This window comes from Mycobacterium sp. NGS61, from assembly GCF_059812325.1.
In genome coordinates this window covers 633,031-656,652 of the sequence record NZ_JCALCL010000002.1, presented here as the reverse complement: position 1 = coordinate 656,652, position 23,622 = coordinate 633,031, and the positions used below count along the sequence as shown (strand labels likewise).

The following is a 23,622-nucleotide window of genomic DNA, read 5'->3' as shown; positions in this document are numbered from 1 at the left end:
AACTAAACGATGAGATTTCTCGACGGGCACCGTCCGGCGTTCGACCTGACCTACAACGACGTGTTCATCGTGCCCAATCGGTCCGACGTCGCCTCGCGGTTCGACGTCGACCTGTCCACGGTGGACGGCTCCGGAACCACCATCCCGGTGGTGGTCGCCAACATGACCGCGGTCGCCGGTCGGCGGATGGCCGAGACGGTCGCGCGCCGCGGCGGCATCGTGATTCTGCCGCAGGACCTGCCCATCCCCGCCGTTCAGCAGATGGTGCAGTTCGTCAAGGGCCGTGACCTGGTGCTCGACACCCCGGTGACACTGGCGCCCGACGACTCGGTGTCCGACGCGCTGGCGTTGATCCACAAACGTGCCCACGGTGTCGCGGTGGTGGTCTTCGAGGGTCGCCCGATCGGCGTGGTGCGCGAAGCGTCGTGCGCAGGTGTGGACCGGTTCACCCGGGTGCGCGACGTCGCCGTCACCGACTTCGTCACCGCACCGGAGGGCACCGAACCGCGCAAGATCTTCGACCTGCTCGAACACGCCCCCCTCGACGTCGCGGTGGTGACCGCCGCCGACGGCGCGCTGGCCGGCGTGCTGACCCGCACCGGGGCGATCCGCACCGGCATCTACAGCCCGGCCCTGGACAGTGCGGGCCGGCTGCGGATCGGCGCGGCGGTGGGCATCAACGGCGACGCGGCCACCAAAGCCCGGGCCCTGGCCGAGGCCGGAGTGGACGTGCTGGTCATCGACACCGCGCATGGACATCAGGCCAAGACCATCGAAGCGATCAAGGCGATCGCCGCGCTGGACCTGGGGGTCCCGTTGGCGGCGGGCAATGTGGTGTCCGCACAGGGCACCCGCGACCTGATCGAGGCCGGTGCCGGCATCGTCAAGGTCGGGGTGGGGCCCGGAGCGATGTGCACCACCCGGATGATGACCGGCGTGGGCCGCCCGCAGTTCTCCGCGGTGGTCGAATGTGCCGCTGCGGCAAGACAATTGGGCGGACATGTGTGGGCGGACGGCGGCATCCGGCATCCGCGTGACGTGGCGCTGGCGTTGGCCGCCGGTGCGGCCAACGTGATGATCGGGTCGTGGTTCGCCGGCACGTACGAATCCCCCGGCGACCTGATGCGCGACCGCGACAACCAGCCGTACAAAGAGAGTTACGGCATGGCCTCCAAGCGGGCGGTGGTGGCCCGGACCGGCGCGGACAGCCCGTTCGACCGGGCCCGCAAGGCACTGTTCGAGGAAGGGATCTCGACGTCGCGGATGGGGCTGGACCCGCAGCGCGGCGGGGTCGAGGATCTGATCGACCACATCACCTCCGGCGTACGCAGCACCTGCACCTATGTGGGCGCGGCGAACTTGGAGGAGTTGCACGAGCGAGCCGTGGTCGGCGTGCAATCGGCCGCCGGGTTCGCCGAGGGGCATCCCTTGCCCACCGGCTGGTGATCGGCCTGTGACAAATCCCGGCACTCTGATCAGCGTGCTGGCCATCCTGGGGCTGACCCTGGGGACGGCGATATTCGTCGCGGCGGAATTCTCGTTGACCGCCCTGGACCGCAGCGTCGTCGAGGCCAACGCCCGCAGCGGCGCCACCCGGGACCGCTTCATCCGGCGGGCGCACCGCCGGCTGTCGTTCCAGCTGTCGGGCGCGCAACTGGGCATCTCGGTCACCACGCTGGCCACCGGTTACCTGATCGAGCCGTTGGTGGCCGACCTGCCGCACCCGTGGTTCGACGCGGTGGGAATGCCGGACGAGGTGGCCAACACGGTCACGGTGATCCTGGCGCTGCTGGTGGTCACCTCGGTGTCGATGGTCTTCGGCGAGCTGGTGCCCAAATACCTGGGGGTGGCCCGGCCGCTGCCCACCGCGCGGGCGGTGGTGCTGCCGCAGTGGTTGTTCTCATTCCTGTTCACCCCGGCGATCCGGCTGACCAACGGTGCGGCGAACTGGATCGTGCGTCGACTCGGCATCGAGCCCGCCGAGGAACTACGCTCGGCCCGCACTCCGCAGGAACTGGTCTCGCTGGTGCGCACCTCGGCGCGCAGCGGCTCCCTGGACGACGTCACCGCGGCGTTGATGCACCGCTCGCTGCAGTTCGGTGCCCTGACCGCGGAGGAGCTGATGACACCCCGGTCCAAGATCGTGGCCCTGCAGACCGACGACACCGTTGCCGACCTGGTTGCCGCCGTCGCGGACACCGGCTTCTCCCGATTTCCGGTGGTGCGCGGCGACCTCGACGAGACGGTCGGCATCGTGCACGTCAAACAGGCGTTCGCGGTGCCGGCCGGCAAGCGCGCCCAAACTCTGCTGACCACGGTCGCCAAGCCGGTCCCGGTGGTGCCGTCGACGCTGGACGGCGACGCGGTGATGGCCGAGATACGCGCGAACTCGTTGCAGACTGCGATGGTCGTCGACGAGTACGGCGGCACCGCGGGGATGGTGACCGTGGAGGACCTGATCGAAGAGATCGTCGGCGACGTCCGCGACGAACACGACGACGCCACCCCGGACGTGGTCGCCTCCGGCGACGGCTGGCAGGTCTCCGGCCTGCTGCGCATTGATGAAGTGGAGACGGCCACCGGGTACCGGGCCCCGGAGGGGCCGTACGAGACGATCGGTGGGCTGGTGCTGCGCGAGCTCGGACACATCCCGGAGGCCGGCGAGTCGGTCGAACTGCCCGCGTTGGACCGCGACGGCCTGCCCGATGCCTCGGTGCGCTGGCAGGCCAAGGTGGTCCAACTGGACGGCCGCCGCATCGACCAGGTCAAACTGTGGGAGGTGGGCCAGGTGCCGGATGACCGGCAGGAAGCCGGCTCGCAGCGGGGCACCCTATGAGCTCCCTGCTGGCGGTGCTGCTGGCGATCCTGCTGATCGCCCTCAACGGGTTCTTCGTGGGCGCCGAATTCGCGTTGATCTCGGCCCGCCGCGACCGCCTCGAGGCGCTGGCCGAGCAGGGCCGGGCCAGCGCGGTGACCGTGATCCGGGCCGGTGAACAGTTGCCGGCCATGCTGGCCGGAGCCCAGCTGGGCGTCACAGTGTCCTCACTGCTGCTCGGCCGGATCGCCGAACCGGCGGTCGCTTCGCTGCTGCGCAGCTGGCTGGGGCTGACCGGCATCCCCCCGGCGCTGCTGCACACCCTGGCCTTCGTCATCGCGCTCGCCCTGGTGGTGACCCTGCACGTGTTGCTGGGTGAGATGGTGCCCAAGAACATCGCACTGGCCGGCCCGGAACGCACCGCAATGTTGCTGGTGCCGGCGTATCTGCCTTACGTGCGGCTGGCACGGCCCGTCATCGTGCTCTACAACAAGTGCGCCAACGCGATCCTGCGGTTGTTCGGCGTGGAGCCCAGGGATGAGCTCGACAGCACGGTGTCCACCGTGGAGCTTTCAGAGATGATCGCCGAGTCGCTGTCCGAGGGTCTGCTCGACCAGGAGGAACACGTCCGGCTGACCCGGGCACTGCGGGTCCGCACCCGGGTGGTCGGGGACGTGGCGGTGCCGCTGGCCAGGGTGCACGCGGTGCCGGTCAGCGCGCCCGGATCCGGACCCACCATCGGCGCGATCGAACGGGCGTTGGGCCAGACCGGTTACTCCCGGTTCCCGGTGGTGGACGGCGACGGCAACTACCTCGGTTACCTGCACATCAAGGACGTGTTGGCACTCGGCAGCGATCATCCGGACACCGTGATCGATCTGGCGCTGGTCCGCGCCCTGCCGCGGCTACCCGGATCGTTGAACGTGCCCGATGCGCTGTCCCGGATGCGGCGCAGCAACAGCCACCTGGCGCTGGTGACCGCCGGCGACGGAGCGGTGGTGGCCATGGTCGCGCTGGAGGATCTGGTGGAGGACCTGGTCGGCAACATGCGCGACGACGCGCCCCGCGACTGAGCGGCCGCGGATCGCTCGCTCAGCGCGCCATCACCTGGTCGCGCAGGTCGCCCAGGCTACGCTCGTCGAGTTACCGCTCGGTAGTCTGACACCAGTGAATTGGGTCCAGAACAAGGCTGCGCGAGGGTGTCGAGGGGCCGGCAGTGGCCAGTACGGAGGAGAACGATGACTGATCGGGTTACCGAAGGCAACCTGCGTGTCGCCCGGGTGCTCTACGACTTCGTCAATAACGAGGCGCTGCCCGGCACCGGCATCGACCCGGACAGCTTTTGGGCCGGCGTCGACAAGGTGGTCACCGACCTCACCCCGCGCAACCAGGAACTGCTGGCCATTCGCGACGAGTTGCAGGCCCAGATCGACCGGTGGCACAAGCAGCGGGTGATCGCGCCGCTCGACGGCGAGGCCTACCGCCAGTTCCTCACCGAGATCGGCTACCTGCAGCCCGAACCGGACGACTTCACCATCACCACCTCCGGTGTCGACGACGAGATCACCAGTACCGCGGGCCCGCAGCTGGTGGTCCCGGTGCTCAACGCGCGCTTCGCACTGAACGCCTCCAACGCGCGCTGGGGCTCGCTGTACGACGCGCTGTACGGCACCGACGTCATCTCCGAAGCGGACGGCGCCGAGAAGGGGACGAGCTACAACAAGGTGCGCGGCGACAAGGTCATCGCCTACGCCCGCCAGTTCCTCGACGTCGCCGCGCCGCTGGCGTCGGGCTCCTGGTCGGAGGTGACGGGCCTGAGCATCGAGGACGGCCGGTTGCAGCTCGCCACCGGTTCGGAATCCACCGCACTGGTCAGTCCGGAGAAGTTCGTCGGATATTCCGGCGAACTCGGCTCCCCCAGCTGGTCGGTGCTGCTGGTGAACAACGGCCTGCACGTCGAGATCCTGATCGACCCCGAGTCGCCGGTCGGCCAGACCGATGCCGCCGGCATCAAGGACGTGGTGCTGGAGTCGGCGATCACCACCATCATGGACTTCGAGGACTCGGTGACCGCAGTCGACGCCGACGACAAGGTGCTCGGCTACCGCAACTGGCTCGGCCTGAACAAGGGTGACCTGTCGGAGAAGGTCAGCAAGGGCGGCGAGACGTTCACCCGGACCCTGAACGCCGACCGCACCTACAGCACCCCGGACGGCTCCGGTGAGCTCACCCTGCCCGGCCGCAGCCTGCTGTTCGTCCGCAATGTCGGGCACCTGATGACCAACGACGCTATCGTCGACGCCGACGGCAACGAGATCCCCGAGGGTATCCAGGACGCGTTGTTCACCGGTCTGGCCGCGATCCACGGGCTGCGCACCGGGGACGACAACGGGCCGCTGCAGAACAGCCGGACCGGCTCGGTGTACATCGTCAAGCCCAAGATGCACGGGCCCGACGAGGTCGCGTTCACCTGTGAACTGTTCAGTCGCGTCGAGGACGTCCTCGGACTGCCGCAGGGCACGCTCAAGGTCGGCATCATGGACGAGGAGCGCCGCACCACGGTCAACCTCAAGGCGTGCATCAAAGCGGCCGCCGATCGGGTGGTGTTCATCAACACCGGCTTCCTGGACCGCACCGGCGATGAGATCCACACGTCCATGGAGGCGGGTCCGATGATCCGTAAGGGCGCCATGAAGAACAGCGTGTGGATCAAGGCCTACGAGGACGCCAATGTCGACACCGGCCTGGCCGCGGGCTTCAAGGGCAAGGCCCAGATCGGCAAGGGCATGTGGGCGATGACCGAACTGATGGCCGACATGGTCGAGCAGAAGATCGGCCAGCCCAAGGCCGGCGCCACCACCGCGTGGGTGCCCTCCCCCACGGCCGCCACCCTGCACGCCATGCACTACCACGCGGTGGATGTGTTCGAAGTGCAGAACGAGCTCGAAGGCAAGAAGCGCACCACCATCGACGAGCTGCTGACCATCCCGCTGGCCAAAGAGCTGGCCTGGGCATCCGAGGAGATCCGCGAGGAGGTCGACAACAACTGCCAGTCGATCCTCGGGTACGTGGTGCGCTGGGTCGAACAGGGCGTGGGATGCTCCAAAGTTCCCGACATCCACAACGTGGCCCTGATGGAGGACCGCGCCACCCTGCGCATCTCGAGCCAGTTACTGGCCAATTGGCTGCGCCACGGCGTGATCACCCGCGAGGACGTCCGCGCCAGCCTGGAGCGGATGGCGCCGCTGGTGGACAAGCAGAACGAGGGCGACCGGTCCTACCGGCCGATGGCACCCGACTTCGACGACAGCATCGCCTTCCTGGCCGCCCAGGAGCTGATCTTGTCCGGCGGTCAGCAGCCCAGCGGTTACACCGAGCCGATCCTGCACCGCCGCCGGCGGGAATTTAAGGCCCGCGCGGGTGGGTAGGCACAGCAGACCCGACCCCGAGGATTCGCCGCTCGACGAGGATCTGGCGCCCTTCGACGAGGCCACCGCGGAGGTGGCTGAGGAGACGCCACAGCCCCCGGGATTCGTCGACGACCCGGACGACCGCGGCTACCCGGAGGACGACTACTACGCGCCGTTCTCGGTGCAATCCCAGCCGGAGTTGCGTCCCGAAGATCGTCCAGATCCGCCGTTTCCGCCGGAGACCCCCGCGGACGACTACCCCGACTTCGGCACCCGCCCGACCGATGCGCAGTCGTCGGGCTCGGAGCCGCCGTCGGAACTGCCGGCGACGCCCCCGCCGCCGCTGTTCAGCGCCGGCCAGCGGGGCGTCAACGACTGGCAGGGCGGACACCGCAGCAGCGGCGGGCGGCGCGGGGTGAGCGTCGGCGTGATCGTGGCGCTGGTCAGCGTCGTCGTACTGGTCGCCGGCGTGATCTTGTGGCGCTTTTTCGGCGACGCGCTGTCACACCGGTCCCACACGGCCGCCGCCGGGTGTGTAGGCGGTAAGGACTCGGTCGCCGTGCTCGCCGACCCGACGATCGCCGACCCGGTGAAGGAGTTGGCCGACAGGTTCAACGCGCAGGCGGGCCCGATCGGGGACCGCTGCGTCACGGTGACGGTGAAACCGGCCGGTTCCGACGCCGTCATCAGCGGGTTCATCGGCAAATGGCCGAGCGAGCTCGGCAACCAGCCGGGCCTGTGGATCCCGGGCAGCTCGGTCTCGGCAGCGCGACTGGCCGGGGCCGCGGGCCAGAAGACGATCAGCGACAGCCGGTCGCTGGTGACCTCTCCGGTCGTGCTGGCCGTCCGTCCCGAATTTCAGCCGGTGCTGGCTAAACAGGACTGGGCGGCCCTGCCCGGCCTGCAGTCCAACCCCAACTCGATGGCCGCCCTCAACCAGGCGCCGTGGGGCTCCCTGCGGCTGGCGATGCCGATCGGCGGCAACGGCGACGCGTCGTTCCTGGCCGGTGAGGCGATAGCCGCTGCGTCGGCCCCCGCGGGTGCGCCCCCGACCGCCGGGACCGCCGCGGTGCGCACTCTGATGGCCGGTCAACCCAAACTGGCCGACGACTCGCTGAACGAGGCGTTCACTGCGCTGCTCAAGTCCGGGGATCCGGCGTCCGCGCCGGTGCACGCAGTGGTCACCACCGAGCAGCAGTTGTTCCAGCGCGGTCAGTCGACCCAGGATGCCAAGAGCAAGCTGGCCTCCTGGACCCCGCCCGGACCGGTCCCGGTGGCCGATTACCCGACGGTGCTGCTCAACGGCACGTGGTTGTCGCAGGTCCAGACGACAGCGGCCAGCGCCTTCGCCCGATTCCTGCACAAGCCCGAGCAGCTGGCCAAGCTGGGTAAGGCCGGTTTCCGCGCGAACGACGTCAAACCGCCCAGCAGCCCCGTCACCAGCTTCGCGGCACTGCCCGGCACCCTGTCGGTCGGCGACGAGGCGACACGCGCCACGCTGGCCGACACCATGGCCACACCGTCGGCCGGACTGGCCGCGACGATCATGCTCGACCAGTCACTGCCGGTCGACGACGGCGGCGGCAAGACGCGGCTGGCCAATGTCGTGGCGGCCCTGAACACCAGGATCAAGGCGCTGCCGCCCACCGCGGTGGTGGGACTGTGGACGTTCGACGGTCACGAGGGGCGCTCGGAGGTGGCGGCGGGACCGCTGACCGACCCGGTGAACGGCCAGCCCCGGTCGGCGGCGCTGCAGGCGGCGCTGGACAAGCAATTCTCCTCCGGCGGTGGCGCGGTGTCGTTCACCACGCTGCGCATGATCTATCAGGAAATGCAAGCCAATTACCGCGCCGGGCAACAGAATTCGATCCTGGTAATCACCGCGGGACCGCACACCGACCAGTCCCTGGATGGACCTGGCTTGCAGGAGTTCATCCGGTCCAGCGCGGACCCGGCCCGGCCTATCGCAGTCAACGTCATCGACTTCGGTGGCGACCCGGATCGCGCCACCTGGGAAGCCGTCGCCAAACTCAGCGGCGGCAATTACCAGAATTTGGCCACCTCGGCCGGCCCGGAACTGGCCACCGCGGTCAACGACTTCCTGAGCTGAACGCTTCTCACCGGGTGACCGGCTCCGGTGCCTCGCCGAACCGGGCCAACACCATCGTCGCGGAGACCGCGACGGCGAAGCCCAGGATGACCACCCAGCCCAGGCCGGGGCGGGCGCTGTCGCCCAGCCATACCACCCCGACGAGCGCGGGCGCGATCGTCTCGCCGACGACCATCGCCGCCACCGTCGTGGTCACGGACCCGCGTTGCAGCGCGGAGGTGAGCAACAGGAACGCGACCAGGCCACCGGCACCCGCCGCGTACAGCGCCGGGTTCGCGTAGAACGCGAGCTTGGTCGGGTTGGTCACCTCGATCAGCCGCACCCCGACCTCGACGACGCCGAACCCGGTGCCGGCGCCGAAGCCGAGCACCAGCGACCGTGCCCGGTCGCCCAACCGGCTGGTCAGCGCGCCCCCGAGCAGCACCACCGCGACCACCACCAGCAGCGCCCAGCCGAGCCCGGCGGGGGCGCGCCGATAGTGCCCCGGCCCGGCCGCGAGCGCCAGCATCGCGAGGCTGACGCAGACCACGCCGACGGCTGTCCACTCGACCGGCGACAGCCGCGCGGACAGCATCCACGCCGCGACGATGCCGGTCACTGCGATCGAGGCGGCCAGTGCCGCGGCCACCACATAGATCGGCACCAGCCGCAGTGCCGCCACCTGCAGCAGAAAGCCCAGACCGTCCAACCCGATACCGGCGAGATAGCGCCACTGCCGCAGGGCGCGAAGCACCAGCATCGCGTCCACCCCGGAGTTGCCGCCGGGTTCGACGGCCCGGGTCGCTGCGGCCTGCAGCACCGTCGCCGAGCCGTAACACACCGAACAACCGAGCGCGAGCAGGAAACCGATCAGCACCCCTCGACACTACGAGGACATACCATCGGTTGCTGACGCAAGGAGGGTGATGACGATCAACTTCACGCCGGATCCAGCGCTGTACCCGTTCGAGTCGCGCTGGTTCGACAGCTCCCGGGGTCGGATCCACTACCTCGACGAAGGGGACGGCCCACCGATCCTGTTCTGCCACGGCAACCCGACCTGGAGCTTTCTCTACCGGGACATCGTGGTGGCGCTGCGGGACCGGTTCCGCTGCATCGCACCGGACTACCTCGGTTTCGGGCTGTCCGAGCGCCCGCCCGGATTCGGCTACCGGATCGAGGAGCATGCCGGGGTGGTCGGCGAACTCGTCGACCATCTCGGCCTGGACGGCTTTGTGACCATGGGTCAGGACTGGGGCGGCCCGATCGGCATGGCGGCCGCGGTCGACCGGGCCGACCGGGTGCGCGGCGTGGTGCTGGGCAACACCTGGTTCTGGCCCACCGACGTGCTCAGCACCAAGATCTTCTCCCGGGTGATGTCGAGTCCGCCGCTGCAGTATGCGATCCTGCAGCGCAACTTCTTCGTCGAGCGGCTCATCCCGGCGGGCACCCAGCGCCGGCCCGACGCCGCGGTGATGCAGCACTATCGCGCCGTGCAGCCCGACGCCGCCGCGCGGGTGGGCGTCGCCCGCATGCCCAAGGAGATCCTGGCCGCCGAACCGCTGCTGCAGCGGCTGGCGCGCGAGGTGCCGGCCCGGCTGGGCGGCAAACCCGCACTGCTGATCTGGGGCATGAAGGACTTCGCCTTCCGGCCGGGGCCGTCGCTGCCCCGGATGACGGCGGCGTTCCCCGATCACGTGCTGGTCGAGCTGCCGGCGGCCAAGCACTACATCCAGGAAGATGCGCCGCAGCGGATCGCGGCGGCCATCGTGGAACGCTTCGGTTAGGCGAACGCCTCGATCGGCGGGCAGGAGCAGACCAGGTTGCGGTCGCCGTAGGCGCCGTCGATGCGCCGCACCGGCGGCCACACCTTGGGCCGGAACGCCTTGCCCAGCGGGTACGCCGCCTCTTCGCGGGTGTAGGGGTGGTCCCAGTCGGAGGCCACCAGGCATTCGGCGGTGTGCGGGGCGCCGCGCAGCGGATTGTCGTCCACCGGCCACTCCCCTCTGCCGACCCGGTCGATCTCCCCGCGGATACCGATCATCGCCTCACAGAACGCGTCGACCTCGGCCAGGTTCTCGCTTTCGGTCGGCTCCACCATCAGGGTGCCGGCCACCGGGAAACTCATGGTCGGTGCGTGAAAACCGTAGTCCGCCAACCGTTTGGCGACGTCGTCGACGGTCACGCCGGTGGCCTTGGTGATGCCGCGCAGGTCCAGGATGCATTCGTGGGCGACCATGCCGTTCTCCCCGGTGTAGAGCACCGGGAAGTACTCGTCGAGCCGGCGGGCGATGTAGTTCGCCGACGCGATCGCGGTCAATGACGCTGCCCGCAGCCCGTCGCCGCCCATCATCCGGATGTAGGCCCAGCTGATCGGCAGAATCGAGGCCGACCCGTACGGCGCCGACGACACCGGATGCCCCTGGGGAAGTTCCGGAGCGTACGGGTGACCCGGCAGGAAGTCCGCCAGGTGTGCGCGGACCGCGACCGGACCCACGCCGGGACCGCCCCCGCCGTGCGGAATGCAGAACGTCTTGTGCAGGTTCAGATGGCTGACATCACCGCCGAACCTGCCCGGCCGGGCCAGGCCGACCAGCGCGTTGAGGTTGGCGCCGTCGACGTAGACCTGGCCGCCGGCGTCGTGCACGGCCGCGCAGATCTCGGCGATGTCGTGCTCGTAGACGCCGTGCGTGGACGGGTAGGTGATCATCAACGCCGACAACCGCTCGGCGTGTTCGCTCACCTTGGCGCGCAGATCGTCGAGGTCGACGTCGCCGTTCTCGTGGCAGCCCACCACGACCACCCGCATCCCGGCCAGCGCGGCCGAGGCGGCGTTGGTGCCGTGCGCGCTGGACGGAATCAGACAGATGTCGCGGTGCGGCTCGCCGCGGCTGGCGTGGTAGTCGTGAATGGCCAGCAGGCCGGCGTACTCGCCCTGCGAACCCGCGTTGGGCTGCAGCGACACGGCGTCGTAGCCGGTGATGTCCACCAGCCAGCTCTCCAGGTCGGCGATCAGCCGGCGCAACCCTGGGGTGTCGGAGGCCGGGGCGAAGGGATGCTGACGCCCGAATTCCGGCCAGGTGATCGGCTCCATCTCGGCGGCGGCGTTCAGTTTCATGGTGCATGAGCCGAGCGGGATCATGCTGCGGTCCAGGGCGATGTCCTTGTCCGCCAGGGTGCGCAGGTAGCGCATCATCGACGTCTCGGTGCGGTATTCGCTGAATGCGGGGTGGGTCAGGAAATCCGAGGTGCGCGTGCCGATGTCGGTCCCGGCTGATGGCCGGGCCGACACGCCGAGCGCCGCCAGCACCACGGCCACCTGCGTGTCGGTGGTGGCTTCGTCGCACGCTATCGACACGTGGTCGGCGTCCACCCGCCACAGGTTGATGCCGTCGGCTTTAGCCGCGGCCACCACCTGCTCGGCACGGCCGGGTACCCGGGCCAGCACCGTGTCGAAGTAGGTGTCGTGCACCAGCGCGGCACCCAGGGCCGCGGCGATGGTGTCGGCGTGGGCGTGCACCCGCCGCGCGATTGCGGTCAGGCCCTCGGCGCCGTGGTAGCTGGCGTACATGGCGGCCATCACCGCCAGCAGCACCTGTGCGGTACAGATGTTGCTGGTCGCCTTATCGCGGCGGATGTGCTGTTCGCGGGTCTGCAGCGCCAGGCGGTACGCGACGTCGCCGTCGGCGTCCACCGACACCCCGACCAGCCGTCCGGGCAGCTGCCGGGCGTGCTTGGTGTGCACCGTCAGGTATCCGGCGTGTGGGCCGCCGAATCCCATTGGCACGCCGAACCGTTGGGTGGTGCCGAACGCGACGTCGGCGCCGATCTCGCCGGGCGGCGTCAATAAAGTCAGCGCCAGCAGGTCAGCGCCGACGGCCACCAGCGCTCCGCGGTCATGGGCCTGCGTGACCAGGGCGCTCCAATCGGTGACCCGGCCGCTGGCTCCCGGCAGTTGCGCGATGACGCCGAAGAACTCCCCGTCGGGCAGGCCGTCGCGCAGGTCCGCCGTCACGATCTCGATGCCCAACGGCTTGGCCCGGGTGGCCAGTATCGCCGCGGTCTGGTCGAACACGTCGGTGTCCACGGCCAGGCGGTTGGACTGACCCCGGAAGGCCCGGTGCATCAACGTCATCGCCTCGGCCGCCGCGGTGCCCTCGTCGAGCATCGACGCGTTGGCGATCTCGAGCCCGGTGAGGTCGGTGACCATGGTCTGAAAGTTCAGCAGCGCTTCCAGCCGGCCCTGGCTGATCTCCGGCTGGTACGGCGTATAGGCCGTGTACCAGGCCGGATTCTCCAAGATGTTGCGCAGCAGCACCGGCGGGGTGAACGTGTCGTAATAGCCCTGCCCGATCATCGACACCGCGACGGTGTTGCTGTCTGCCAGCGCTCGCAACTCAGCGAGCGCCTCCGACTCGGTGGCCGCGGCCGGCAGCCGATCCAGTCCCGGGGCAGCGCCCGATTCGCTCAGCTTGTCCAGGATGCCGGACGGGACCGCCTTGGCGGCCAGCTCGTCGAGCGAGTCGACACCGATGACGGCGAGCATGGTGGCGACGGCGTCGCCGTCCGGGCCGATGTGCCGGTCTGCGAAGGTTTGGTGGAGCACAGCGGGAATCTCCTGACATGGGGGACGCGACCAAGGTCCTCCCCCTCTGTCCTCACCCGAGTGCCGGGCGCCTGAGAGATTCGGCGGCTACGCCTTTCCCCATCGGCGGGTGTGGGGGTGGATCCCGCACCGCTTTCCAGAGGCATCGTTGTCTGGCGCGGTCCGGGTGCCTGAGAGGTTGACGGAGAGGTGTTGCTCCTTCGGCGTCTGTAGCTGGCGGCCACAGAGCTCTCCCGCGCGAGAGCGATGCGGGTACCAGTTTACTGCGCGCGGTTTGAGCGCGTCAGCCGATCTTGCGGTCGCGGTGTTTGCGCCGCGAAGCCAGCTCGTCCTCGGGGGCGGCGATCGACTCGCCGCCGTCGGCGCGCTCGCCGGGGAAGTCGGCGATCACGCCGGTCAACTCGCGCATCGCACCCGAGACGGCGATCCCGAACACGCCCTGGCCGCCCTGCAGCAGGTCGACGACCTCTTCGGCCGAGGTGCATTCGTAGACGCTGGTGCCGTCGGAGAACAAGGTGATGTTGGCCAGATCCTGCACGCCGCGCTGCCGCAGATGGTCGACCGCGACGCGGATGTTGTGCAGCGAGATCCCGGTGTCCAGCAGACGCTTGACGATCTTGAGGACCAGGATGTCCTTGAACGAATAGAGCCGCTGGCTGCCGGATCCGGCCGCGCTGCGGATCGAGGGCACCACCAGCGAGGTACGTGCCCAGTAGTCCAGCTGGCGGTAGGTGATGCCGGCGATCTGGCAGGCACTCGGCCCACGGTAGCCCACCAACTCGTCCGGCACGGAGTCGTCGGGGAACAGTCCGGGCTGCACCGGTTCGCCGGCCACCACCGGCTTGGATCCGGTAGCCGGGTGATCGGCAAGGTCAAGCTGTCCTTGACGTGGCTGCTCGCTCACGGTGCATCCTCTCGCCGATCGCGCTGGTGGTTCAAAGCTGCGTCACTGACTGCCCCAACAGCCACGTTATTCTCAGGCCCGAGTGTGCTAGAGCATACGCCGTTCGGTGGCTGCCGTGCTGTGGGTCCATCATCAACTCGTCATCAAAGTATGGCGGCCGCCCGAAGGACTGAGTGATATCCGGCAGGCGTGTCGACAATCCGTTGTGTGATATGAGACGCATCCGTGATCTCGGGCGGGTACCCGATCACGTCGCCTTGAAATCGTCGGGCGACACGCTGTCGAGAAACTCTTTGAATTTCTCCACCTCGTCCTCGCGGACGGGGCTGCCGCCCTCTTCGTCGCTTTCATCCGGAATCAGCAGACCGGCTTGGGCGAGCACCGACTCCTCGACATAGATCGGCACGTTGACGCGCAGGGCGATCGCCACCGAGTCCGACGGCCGGGCCGACACCTTGATGTCCCCGTCGAAGATCAAGTCCGCGTAGAAGGTGCCTTCCTGCAGATCGACGATGCGTACCTCTTTGAGCGAATGCCCAAGCGCGGCAATCAAATCCCTGATCAGGTCATGGGTGAGCGGGCGCGGGGGTTCGACACCCTGTTGCTCCAGGGCGATCGCGGCGGCCTCCGACTGACCGATCCAGATCGGCAGGTACCGGTCACCGTTCGTCTCGCGCAGCAGCAGCACCGGCTGATTCTGCGGCTGCTCGACACGAATGCCGACAACACGAACTTCACCCATCTGTGTCTGCCCTCCGCACGCCGCTGCCGTCGAAGGTGAAGTCTAGTCCTCAGCGATGCAGTACGTCGCGAACGGCCGACTTGATCAGCGAGGTGTGCAGCGTGATCGCCAGTGCGGCGACTTCGCGCGCCAGCTCGTCGGCCCGGTCCCGCGCGCCGGCTTTGCCCGCCTTGACCAGCGGCCCGGCGATCTGGGCGATCAGGTCCGACTGCCGGTCCGCCGCGGAGCGGAACGCACGCAGATGCCTTGGCTCCACGCCGTAATCGGCGAGCGCACGCGCACACTGCAGAATCACCACCGCGTGCTCGTCGAAGAATCCGCCTGGGCCGGTGGTGATGACCCCCGCCTTCAGCAGGGCGGTCAGGGTGCCCTCGTCGACGCCCGAACGGTCCAGCAGATCGTCGCGACTGAGCCGGACGGCGGTGGGTGAGACCGCGGCCGGCTCCGGGCCCGAGTCGGTGCCATCGCCCGCCACCGACACCAATCGCGGTACCGCGTAAGGAGATCCGACCGCCGGCAGCTCCCCGTCGGGCTGGGCGTCGAGCTGTGCCCGGATCACCTTCAGCGGCAGGTAATGGTCGCGCTGGGCGGTCAGGATGAAGCGCAGCCGCGCGCAGTCGTAGGCGGTGAATCTCCGATAACCCGACGCCGCGCGTTGCGGCGTCACCAGCCCCTCGGCCTCCAGGAAACGAATCTTGGAGATGGTGACATCGGGGAAGTCCGGTCGCAGCAGGTCCAGGACCGCCCCGATCGACATCCCGGAAAGTGCCGGGCTATCGGGTGCGCTCACTAGCCGCCGGATCCCCCGTCGTCGTCACCCTTGGGTCCGGTCAAGAAGACCAGCCGGAACTTGCCGATCTGAACTTCGTCACCGTTGGCCAGCACCGCGGAATCCACCGGTTCACGATTCACGTAGGTGCCGTTGAGGCTGCCGACGTCGACGACGTTGAATTCCGAGCTTTCCAAGCGGAATTCGGCATGGCGACGGCTCACCGTGACGTCATCGAGAAAGATGTCGCTGTCGGGATGCCGGCCGGCGGACGTGATGGCCTGGTCCAGCAGGAACCGGGACCCGGCGTTGGGCCCGCGTTTGACGACCAGCAACGCCGACCCGGCCGGGAGCCCCTCCACGCCCGACACCGAACTCTCGGTACCCGCCTGCGCGGGTGCGTCCAGTTCGTTGAGGAAGTCGGCGCGGAAGACCGAGGTGGTCTCCACCGTGACTTCGTCACTCTGCTCGTTATCCGTCACCCGCTGCTCCTCACTGGCCGCTGTGGCGTCCATATGCCGGCGTAGTACGGGCCGTAGCTCGGCCCGCTTCCCACTCGCATTTACCGCTTGTACTGCTGTCTACCGCTTCACGTCCGTGCTGCCTTGACCGTACCGCGCACAGGTTGTCGATGTGGCAACCACCTGCAGGATCGTAAGCCCCGCACCCCGGCTTGTTCTACATCCGGCGCGCGACCCGCGATCCGCCCCGAAACTGGGAGGTTAGCAACCGTCATTCGGCCAGCGTGCCGCGGTAGGCCTCAGCGTCGAGCAGACCGGCGATAGCCGAGTCCAGGGCGGCGACGTCGGCGCTGCCCACCTGGAGTTCCAGCAGCCAGCCGGCGCCGTACGGGTCGGAATTCAGCAGCTGCGGCGTGCCGTCCACATCGCCGTTGACCGCAGACACGGTGCCCGACACCGGCGCATACAGATCGGACACGGATTTGGTGGATTCCACCTCACCGAACGAATCTCCGGCGCGCAGTTCGGTGCCCACGTCCGGCAGCTGGACGAAAACCACGTCACCCAGTGCCGACTGCGCGAAATCGGTGATCCCGACCCGCACGGTGTCTTCCCCGCTGCGGCGCACCCATTCGTGTTCGGCGGTGTAGTGCAGATCGGAGGGGATATCGGTCACGGTGATCCTGTTCTGGTCGATGGCCGGGGCTGCTTCACTTGACGGGCTGAGCGTATTGGCGCGTTTTCGGTGGCCGCAAGGTGGTCACCTCGACGTGGTCGGACTGCTGCACCGACATCCGTCCGCCGACGCGTTTGACGCTGTCCTCCGCACCGCCAGGAATGTTCATCGCCGCCGCCAGTGTCGGCGGATCACCAATGGCCAGAAGCGAATACGGCGGGGCGAAAGCTTTGTTGTCGATGGTCAACGAGCCCGCCGAGCCGACCACCCAGGTGTCGACGCCGACTCGCACCGACTGCTGCGCGTCGTTGATCTGGATGGCCTCGGCGCCCGCGGCGCGCAACTCGTTGATCACGTCCAGCATCACCTCCGGCGCCACCCCGGGGCCGGGGTCGTCGATCCTGATGGTGACGCCCGGTCCGGTCGCACCCACCGCGCCGACCAGGATGGACAGCGCGGCCAGGCGTGCCTGGGCGTTCTCGATGGCGGCCTGATCGGTGTTGCCCGACGCCTGCAACCTGTTCAGCGTGTTCTGCAGGTCGGCGACTTCGGTGCTCAGCGTCGCCTCCCGCTGCCGCAGCGAATCCAGCAGCACCAGCAGGTCGGCGGGTCGGGCGGTTTCCAGGGAGTCGCCGGACTCGTTCTGCCGGACCTGGGTGACGATCGCGACACCCAGCACCAGGCACAGCAGCACGGCCAGCGTGCCGAACGCCAGGCGGGACCGGCCGGCCTTCGGGCGCCGCCGGCCGTCCGGGGGCAGCTCGTGCCGCCCGCGGTGCGCAGCCTCGGGCGACTTCGCCTCGTCCTGGCTCACCCACACCTCATCTCAGAGCTCAAGTCACGCCCCGAACAGTCGGCGGCGCAGCGCGGCTGCGTTGCCGAAGATCCGGATGCCCAGTACGACGATGATGGCGGTGGACAGCTGAGTGCCGACGCCCAGTTGGTCGCCGACGTAGACGATCAGCGCCGCCACCAGCACGTTGAATACGAACGAGACGACAAAGACCTTGGGGTCGAAGATGCGTTCCAGGTAGGCACGCAACCCGCCGAAGACCGCGTCCAGCGCGGCGACGACGGCGATCGGCAGGTACGGCTGGATCACCTCGGGAACACTGGGGTGAAACACCAGGCCCAGCACGATGCCGATGGCGAGGGCGGCGATTCCGATCATGCCGGCAGATGACTTCTCACTTGACTTTCCTTACGGCCCAATCTGGTTGGCGAATGTGACCTCCCGGACAGCTCCGGCCGGCAGCGCTAGACCGTCCCCCACGTTGACGTTGACGCCCACACCATAGGAGACCTCCAGCAGCCTAAGCCGACGCAGTCCGGGACTGCGATCGAAGGCGTCCCGCATCGCCTTCGGGGGCCCGATCGCCACGATGGTGTACGGGCTGGTGGTCGGGTTGTTGTCGACCAGGATCGCGCCGCCGGCTTGCCGGATGGTCACATTGGGGCCGATCCGGGCGCCGTCGATCGAAATCGCTTCGGCGCCACTGGCCCACAACGAGTTGACGACGAGTTGCAGGTCGCGGTCCAGGATGATCTGTTGCCTGCCGCTCACCCGCTGCTTGGAGGCGTCGGACAGGTTCGGTCCGGCGCCGGGGTCGGTGACGGTGACGGTCACACCCGGGCCGATCACCGCGGTGCTGGCGGCGGCCAGGCTCAGCGCGTCGAGGCGGGTCAGCAGACGTTGCCCCTCGGCGTCGTCGGTCAATGCGAGCCGCTGCACCTCGTCGACCTTCGCGGCCAGCGCGCTGCGCTGCCGGAACAGCCGGGTCGCGGCGGACTGCGTGGACCGGACATTCGCGGTCAGCAACTGCTGAGCCGTCCGCACCCCGGGCGCAACCGAACGGGCCTGGGCCACGGCGGCGGCGAACACCGCGGCGACCAGGGTCGCTGCCAACGCCTGCCACATCCAGCCGAAAGCTCGGGCGCGGTGGGTTTCCGGCGCGCCGCTGCGCTCGCGTGCGGCGGCCGCAGCCGCGTAGCCGGGGTCCAGATGCTCCGACAACAGGGCGCGGAGCAGCGAGGGCACCGGGATACGTTTCGGGCGGGATGTGTGCGCGCTCAGGCCGGCGTTGGGGTCGTAGCCCCCGAGCAGCCGATCAGGCTCAGTCATGCTCCTGCCTTCGGGTCGGCTGCAGCGCGGCTGACCTTCGGCATGGTGCGCAGGACCAGCACCACCTGCACCAGGTACAGCACGAACGCCCACAGGTACATGTACATGCCCCAGATCAGAAACGCCCACCCGCAGTACCCCACGACCCGGCTCCACAGCGCGTCCCACTGACCCAGCAGGACCAGCGGGAAACCGCACATCAGGGCAAAGGTCGCGGCCTTACCCACATAGGAGACCGGCAGCGCCGACAGGCCGCGGCTGCGCAGCAGTGGCAGGGTGGCGGCCAGCAGCGCGTCGCGGCCCACCAGCGTCAGCACGAACCACCAGGGCGCTATCCCGCTCAGGGCGAACACGATCGGGACGGTGACCATGTAGAGCCGATCGACGGCCGGGTCCAGCAGCGCCCCCAGCCGCGACGACTGGTCCAGCAGCCGGGCGATCTTGCCGTCCGCCCAGTCGGAGAACCCGCTGAACATCAGGATCGCCACCGCCCAGCTGTGGATATGGGCGACCAGCATCAGGTAGATGAAGACCGGAATGAGGGCCAGCCGCACGATGCTCAGCACATTGGGCACCGTCAGCACCCGATCCTGTGCCAACCCAGGCTCCATGAGCCGTGACCTTAGCCCGCCGACGATGCCGTCCGCACGCGGAGGGTTGAGGAGGTGGGCGATGCAGCCGGGCCCGCCGACGATGCCGTCCGCACGCGGAGGGTTGAGGAGGTGGGCGATGCAGCTGGGTCCGCCGACGATGCCGTCCGCACGCGGAGGGTTGAGGAGGTGGGCGATGCAGCTGGGTCCGCCGACGATGCCGTCCGCACGCGGAGGGCTGAGGAGGTGGGCGATGCAGCCGGGCCCGCCGACGATGCCGTCCGCACGCGGAGGGTTGAGGAGGTGGGCGATGCAGCCGGGTCCGCCGACGATGCCGTCCGCACGCGGAGGGTTGAGGAGGTGGGCGATGCAGCCGGGGCCGCCGACGATGCCGTCCGCACGCGGAGGGCGTGTCTAGCCGGAGCTCAGCGGAAGACGCCGGGCAGGCTCAGCGTGGACAGGGTGTCGTCGGACAGCGGGTTGTCGTTGACCATGTAGGTCCACGTCGACGTCGGCCGGGCGAGCTTGGACAGGTCCAGCCCCTGCTCGTCTTCGAGGATGTTCGCTGTCTCGAACGTCTGCTGCGCCGCCTCGATCGCATCGGCGGCCAGCGAGGCGAACGCATCCACTGCCATCCGGTGGAACTCGTCGAGCGGATTCTGCCGACCCAGTGCCCGCAGGTGGATGCTCTCCCGGATATCGGCCAGATACGCGAGGTGATCAGCCCAGCCGCGGTCGAGGTGATAGAGCATGATCAACCGGCAGATCTTCTCCAGTCGCTCCTCGGAGAGATCCTCGGCCAGCTCCTTGTATCGCTTGGGGGCCAGCTCCTCGAGTTCCTCGCGCGCGGTCGCGTCGCGCAGCAGCGTGTTCCGGCGATCGACGATGATCGCCCGCTGCTGGGCGATCAGCTGGTTGTAGCGCCAGGTGTTGGCGTGCACGTCGAGCATCCGGCCCTCGGCGACCCGCTGCGCGTGATCGAGCAGTCCGGCCGCCTTCGGACTGACGATGCGGCCGTCTTCGTCGGTCTGCATCGGCAGCTTGTTGTGGTCGAGGTTGGCCGACACCACGTCGTCCTCCCAGCTGGAGAAGAATACCGACGAGCCCGGGTCACCCTGGCGTCCCGCGCGGCCCCGGAGTTGGTTGTCCAGCCGCTGGGTGTGGTGCCGGCCGGTGCCCACCACGTGCAGGCCGCCCAGTTCCGCGACGCGGTCGTGGTCGGATTCGTCGGATCCGCCCAGCCGGATGTCGGTGCCCCGGCCGGCCATCTGCGTCGACACGGTGACCACGCCGTGCTTGCCGGCCTCGGCGATCACCTGCGCCTCTTCCGCGTCGTTCTTCGCATTCAGCAGCACCGCGGGAACGTCGCGACGCAACAGCCGCTCGTGCAGGTCCTCGGATTCGGCGACGTCGCGGGTGCCTACCAACACCGGCTGCCCGGTCTTGTGCACCTCGGCGATGTGCTCGACGATCGCGTCGTTCTTGGCGGCCGCGGTGATGTAGACCCGATCGGATTCGTCCTCGCGGATATTGGGTGTGTTCGGCGGAATCGGCGACACACCCAGCTTGTAGAACTGACGCAACTGCTCACCGGCGGCCAGCGCGGTGCCGGTCATGCCACACACTGTGGTGTACCGGTTGATCAGCGCCTGCACGGTGATGGTGTCGAGCACCTCACCGGTCTCGGTGGTCTCGATGCCTTCTTTGGCCTCGACGGCGGCCTGCAGACCGTCGGGCCAGCGCTGCAGCTGCGCGATGCGCCCGCGCGAGGAGTTGATCAGGTGCACCGCGTCGTCGCGCACGATGTAGTGCACGTCGCGCTGCAACAAGACGTGCGCATGCAGGGCGACGTTGATTTCGGTCAGCGTGGTGCCGACGTGTTCCTCGGAGTACAGGTCGATTCCGCCGAGCGCCTTCTCGACCTTGCGGGCACCCGATTCGGTGAGATGGACGTTGCGGCTGTCGGAATCGGTGTCGTAATCGGTCTCCGGGTTCAACCGGCCGACCAGGTTGATGATTTCCACCCGCGGGGTCTCGCGGTGGCTTGTGCCGGCCAGGACTAGCGGTACCAGCGCCTCGTCGACCAGTACCGAGTCGGCCTCGTCGATCAGGGCGACGTCCGGATTCGGGGAGACCAGGTCCTCGACGTCGGTCACCAACTGGTCGCGCAGCACGTCGAACCCGATCTCGTTGACCGAGGCGTAGGTGACGTCGCAGTCGTAGGCCGCGCGGCGGTCCGCACTACTGGACTCCGCGGTGATCCAGCCGACCGTCAGGCCCATCGCCTCGATCAGCGGACCCATCCATTCGGCGTCCCGGCGGGCCAGATAGTCATTGATGGTCACCACGTGCACGTGTCGGCCGGCCAGCGCGTACCCGGCCGCCGCGATCGCACCGGCCAGCGTCTTGCCCTCACCGGTGGCCATCTCGATGACGTCCCCGGCGAGCATGCGCAGCGCACCCAGCAGCTGGACGTCGAACGGGCGCAACCCGGTTGTCCGCTCACCGGCCTCCCGGGCGATCGCCAGGAACTGGGGGATGTCGTCGGAATCGGCGAGATCGTCGAGGTTGAGCAGTTTGGAGGCCTTGCGCAACTTTTCGTCGCTGAGGTCGGCGGCTTCCTTGTCGTAGTCCTCGGAAGCCGTCACGACCTCCATCGAGCGGCTGCGGTCCTTTTCGGTGCTGGCGCCCAGCAGACGCCAGAAGCGGCCGCTCAGACGGCCGGGTTGGGAACGGGTGGTCTTAGGCACAGCCCAACGGTACGCGGCGGCATTTACGCCAGGTTGGAGCGGCGCGGGTAGGCGACGCTGGGATCGGTCAGGACGTTGACGACCGAAGGCAGCCCGCTGGCGAAGGCGCGGTCCAGCGCAGGGCGAAGCTCGGCCGGTGCCGAGACCAGTTCGCCGTGCGCGCCCAGGGCACGGGTCACCTCGTCGTACCGGGTGCCCGGACGCAGTTCAGCCACTACCGAGTAGCCGTACAGCGCCTCCATCGGGTGTTTCTCCAAACCCCAGATGCCGTTGTTGCCCACCACCGACACCACCGGCACGTTGTGCCGGACCAGGGTGTCCCATTCCATCCCGCTGAACCCGAACGCGCCGTCGCCCTGCAGCAGCACCACCTGCCGGTCCGGGTGAGCGAGCTTGGCCGCCAACGCGTATCCGGGACCCGAGCCCAGGCAGCCGAACGGGCCGCTGTCCAACCAGCAGCCCGGCTGGTAGCTGTCGATCACCCGGCCGGCGTAGGAGCCGAAATCTCCGGCGTCGATGACCACGATCGCGTCGCGATCCAGCAGCGGGGCCAGCTCGGCGTAGACGCGCATCGGGTGCAGCGGGATGCGGTCTTCGGCGAGTTCGGCCTGTTCCAGGTCGCGCGCGGCGGATTCGGCCAGCCGCAGCTCGTCGATCCAACTCTGGTGCCCGGTCGCGCCGCATCCGGCCAGCGTCGACAGGATCGCGTCGAGGTCGCCGTACAGCTCGGCGGCCACCGGGCGCGGATGGCCACGCTCCGGGCGGGCCCGGTCGGCCACCACCAGCTGGGTCTGCTCGCCGAACACCTTGCCGAAGCCCAGCCGGAAGTCCATCGGGACGCCGACGATCAGCGCCACGTCGGCGCCGCCCAACGCTTTCGAACGAGCCCGGGAGAACGCCAGCGGATGGTCGGCGGCCACCGCGCCGCGGGCCATCCCGTTCATCAGCACCGGAATGCCCAGCTGCTCGGCGAGGCGCAGCAGTGCGATCTCCCCGCGTCCCCACCAGACATTCGTGCCGGCCATGATGACCGGCCGCTGGGCCTTGGACAGCAGGTCGGCTGCCCGGTCCAGCGCGTCGGTGTCGGCGCTCGACGGTTCCGGCAGGTCGAACAGGGCACCGACGCGCCCGTCGTCGTCGGCCATGGAGAACACGTGATCCATCGGGAAGTCGACGAATCCCACCCCCGACGGTGCGCCCACCGCGGCCCGCAGTGCCTGGTCGACGAGCCGGCCCGCGTCCTCGGCTGACTGGGCGGTGGCAGCGAAACGGGTCAGCGGCGCCACGAACGGCACATGGTCGATCTCCTGCAGCGAACCCATTCCCCAGCGCAACGCCGGTGCCCGGCCGCCCAGCACCACCAGCGGGGACTGATTCTGCTGCGCGGCCGCCATGGCGCTCATGCCGTTGGTGATACCCGGCCCCGCCGTCAACGCGGCCACACCCGGCACCCGGGTCACCTTCGACCAGCCCTCCGCGGCGAACGTCGCGGTCTGCTCGTGGCGGGTGTCGATCAGCCGCACCCCTTCGTCGCGGCAGCCGTCGTAGATCGAGAACAGATGCCCGCCGGACAGAGTGAACATCGTGTCGATGCCGCTGGCCTTGAGCCGGCGGGCGATGAGCCGGCCGGCGTGGACGGTGGGTGGAGCTGCGGTGCTCATCCCGGCAGCCTAACCGCCGCGCTCGGG

General features: G+C 68.7%; 19 protein-coding genes and 2 riboswitches. Of the genes, 6 read left to right on the top strand and 13 right to left on the bottom strand.

The window, feature by feature from the left end:
* The first annotated feature begins 9 nt into the window (after positions 1–9).
* From AC5Y3Z_RS07545 to AC5Y3Z_RS07525, 5 genes are all read left to right on the top strand, one after another.
* Positions 10–1,446, top strand: coding sequence for a GuaB1 family IMP dehydrogenase-related protein (locus AC5Y3Z_RS07545; protein ID WP_463828986.1), 1,437 nt, complete (start codon positions 10–12; stop codon positions 1,444–1,446).
* Between the two features lie 7 nt (positions 1,447–1,453).
* The gene (locus AC5Y3Z_RS07540; RefSeq protein WP_463828987.1) at positions 1,454–2,836 is read left to right on the top strand and encodes a hemolysin family protein; all 1,383 of its coding nucleotides are present in this window, start codon (positions 1,454–1,456) and stop codon (positions 2,834–2,836) included.
* Positions 2,833–3,888, top strand: coding sequence for a hemolysin family protein (locus AC5Y3Z_RS07535; RefSeq protein WP_463828988.1), 1,056 nt, complete (start codon positions 2,833–2,835; stop codon positions 3,886–3,888). Before AC5Y3Z_RS07540 ends, AC5Y3Z_RS07535 begins: the two co-directional genes overlap by 4 nt.
* A 165-nt stretch (positions 3,889–4,053) precedes the next feature.
* A complete protein-coding gene (locus AC5Y3Z_RS07530; protein WP_463828989.1) occupies positions 4,054–6,243 on the top strand; it encodes a malate synthase G in 2,190 nt (729 codons plus the stop codon).
* Entirely contained in the window at positions 6,236–8,335 is a 2,100-nt protein-coding gene (locus tag AC5Y3Z_RS07525) for a substrate-binding domain-containing protein (protein WP_463828990.1), read from the top strand. The genes AC5Y3Z_RS07530 and AC5Y3Z_RS07525 overlap by 8 nt, the downstream gene beginning before the upstream one ends.
* Before the next feature lie 7 nt (positions 8,336–8,342).
* On the opposite strand, the gene AC5Y3Z_RS07520 is transcribed toward AC5Y3Z_RS07525, so the two are convergent.
* Positions 8,343–9,191 (bottom strand): DMT family transporter, encoded by an 849-nt coding sequence (locus AC5Y3Z_RS07520; RefSeq protein ID WP_463828991.1) that lies wholly within the window; start codon positions 9,189–9,191, stop codon positions 8,343–8,345.
* A gap of 49 nt (positions 9,192–9,240) precedes the next feature.
* On the opposite strand from AC5Y3Z_RS07520, the gene AC5Y3Z_RS07515 reads away from it, so the two are divergent.
* Positions 9,241–10,101: a haloalkane dehalogenase gene (locus tag AC5Y3Z_RS07515; protein ID WP_463828992.1), complete on the top strand. Its 861-nt coding sequence runs from the start codon at positions 9,241–9,243 to the stop codon at positions 10,099–10,101.
* Here the strand turns inward: AC5Y3Z_RS07515 and gcvP are convergent.
* The 12 genes from gcvP to AC5Y3Z_RS07455 form a co-directional block, all read right to left on the bottom strand.
* The gene (gcvP, locus tag AC5Y3Z_RS07510) at positions 10,098–12,920 is read right to left on the bottom strand and encodes an aminomethyl-transferring glycine dehydrogenase (RefSeq protein WP_463828993.1); all 2,823 of its coding nucleotides are present in this window, start codon (positions 12,918–12,920) and stop codon (positions 10,098–10,100) included. The genes AC5Y3Z_RS07515 and gcvP overlap by 4 nt on opposite strands.
* 36 nt (positions 12,921–12,956) lie before the next feature.
* A riboswitch (glycine riboswitch) is annotated at positions 12,957–13,068 on the bottom strand.
* Positions 13,069–13,166: riboswitch (glycine riboswitch) on the bottom strand.
* A gap of 37 nt (positions 13,167–13,203) precedes the next feature.
* Complete coding sequence (locus AC5Y3Z_RS07505; protein WP_463828994.1) at positions 13,204–13,824, bottom strand: MerR family transcriptional regulator; 621 nt, start codon at positions 13,822–13,824, stop codon at positions 13,204–13,206.
* Between the two features lie 247 nt (positions 13,825–14,071).
* Positions 14,072–14,566 carry a bifunctional nuclease family protein gene (locus tag AC5Y3Z_RS07500; RefSeq protein WP_463828995.1) on the bottom strand — a complete coding sequence of 165 codons (495 nt, stop codon included), beginning with the start codon at positions 14,564–14,566 and terminating at the stop codon, positions 14,072–14,074.
* Positions 14,567–14,615: 49 nt separating this feature from the next.
* Positions 14,616–15,356 (bottom strand): transcriptional regulator FtsR, encoded by a 741-nt coding sequence (ftsR, locus tag AC5Y3Z_RS07495; protein ID WP_463828996.1) that lies wholly within the window; start codon positions 15,354–15,356, stop codon positions 14,616–14,618.
* A complete protein-coding gene (garA, locus tag AC5Y3Z_RS07490; protein WP_463828997.1) occupies positions 15,356–15,817 on the bottom strand; it encodes a glycogen accumulation regulator GarA in 462 nt (153 codons plus the stop codon). The genes ftsR and garA overlap by 1 nt, the downstream gene beginning before the upstream one ends.
* A gap of 250 nt (positions 15,818–16,067) precedes the next feature.
* Positions 16,068–16,472 (bottom strand): glycine cleavage system protein GcvH, encoded by a 405-nt coding sequence (gene gcvH, locus AC5Y3Z_RS07485; protein WP_463828998.1) that lies wholly within the window; start codon positions 16,470–16,472, stop codon positions 16,068–16,070.
* 34 nt (positions 16,473–16,506) lie between these two features.
* Complete coding sequence (locus tag AC5Y3Z_RS07480; RefSeq protein ID WP_499918932.1) at positions 16,507–17,292, bottom strand: DUF881 domain-containing protein; 786 nt, start codon at positions 17,290–17,292, stop codon at positions 16,507–16,509.
* An 18-nt stretch (positions 17,293–17,310) separates the two neighbouring features.
* Entirely contained in the window at positions 17,311–17,643 is a 333-nt protein-coding gene (locus AC5Y3Z_RS07475; RefSeq protein WP_083111365.1) for a small basic family protein, read from the bottom strand.
* Positions 17,644–17,673: 30 nt separating this feature from the next.
* Positions 17,674–18,594, bottom strand: a complete 921-nt coding sequence (locus AC5Y3Z_RS07470; RefSeq protein ID WP_463829000.1) for a DUF881 domain-containing protein — start codon at positions 18,592–18,594, stop codon at positions 17,674–17,676.
* A complete protein-coding gene (locus AC5Y3Z_RS07465; RefSeq protein ID WP_463829002.1) occupies positions 18,591–19,205 on the bottom strand; it encodes a CDP-alcohol phosphatidyltransferase family protein in 615 nt (204 codons plus the stop codon). Before AC5Y3Z_RS07465 ends, AC5Y3Z_RS07470 begins: the two co-directional genes overlap by 4 nt.
* A gap of 404 nt (positions 19,206–19,609) precedes the next feature.
* A complete protein-coding gene (gene secA2 / locus AC5Y3Z_RS07460; RefSeq protein ID WP_463825430.1) occupies positions 19,610–21,934 on the bottom strand; it encodes an accessory Sec system translocase SecA2 in 2,325 nt (774 codons plus the stop codon).
* Between the two features lie 23 nt (positions 21,935–21,957).
* A complete protein-coding gene (locus AC5Y3Z_RS07455) occupies positions 21,958–23,595 on the bottom strand; it encodes an acetolactate synthase (protein ID WP_463825429.1) in 1,638 nt (545 codons plus the stop codon).
* Between the last annotated feature and the right edge of the window lie 27 nt (positions 23,596–23,622).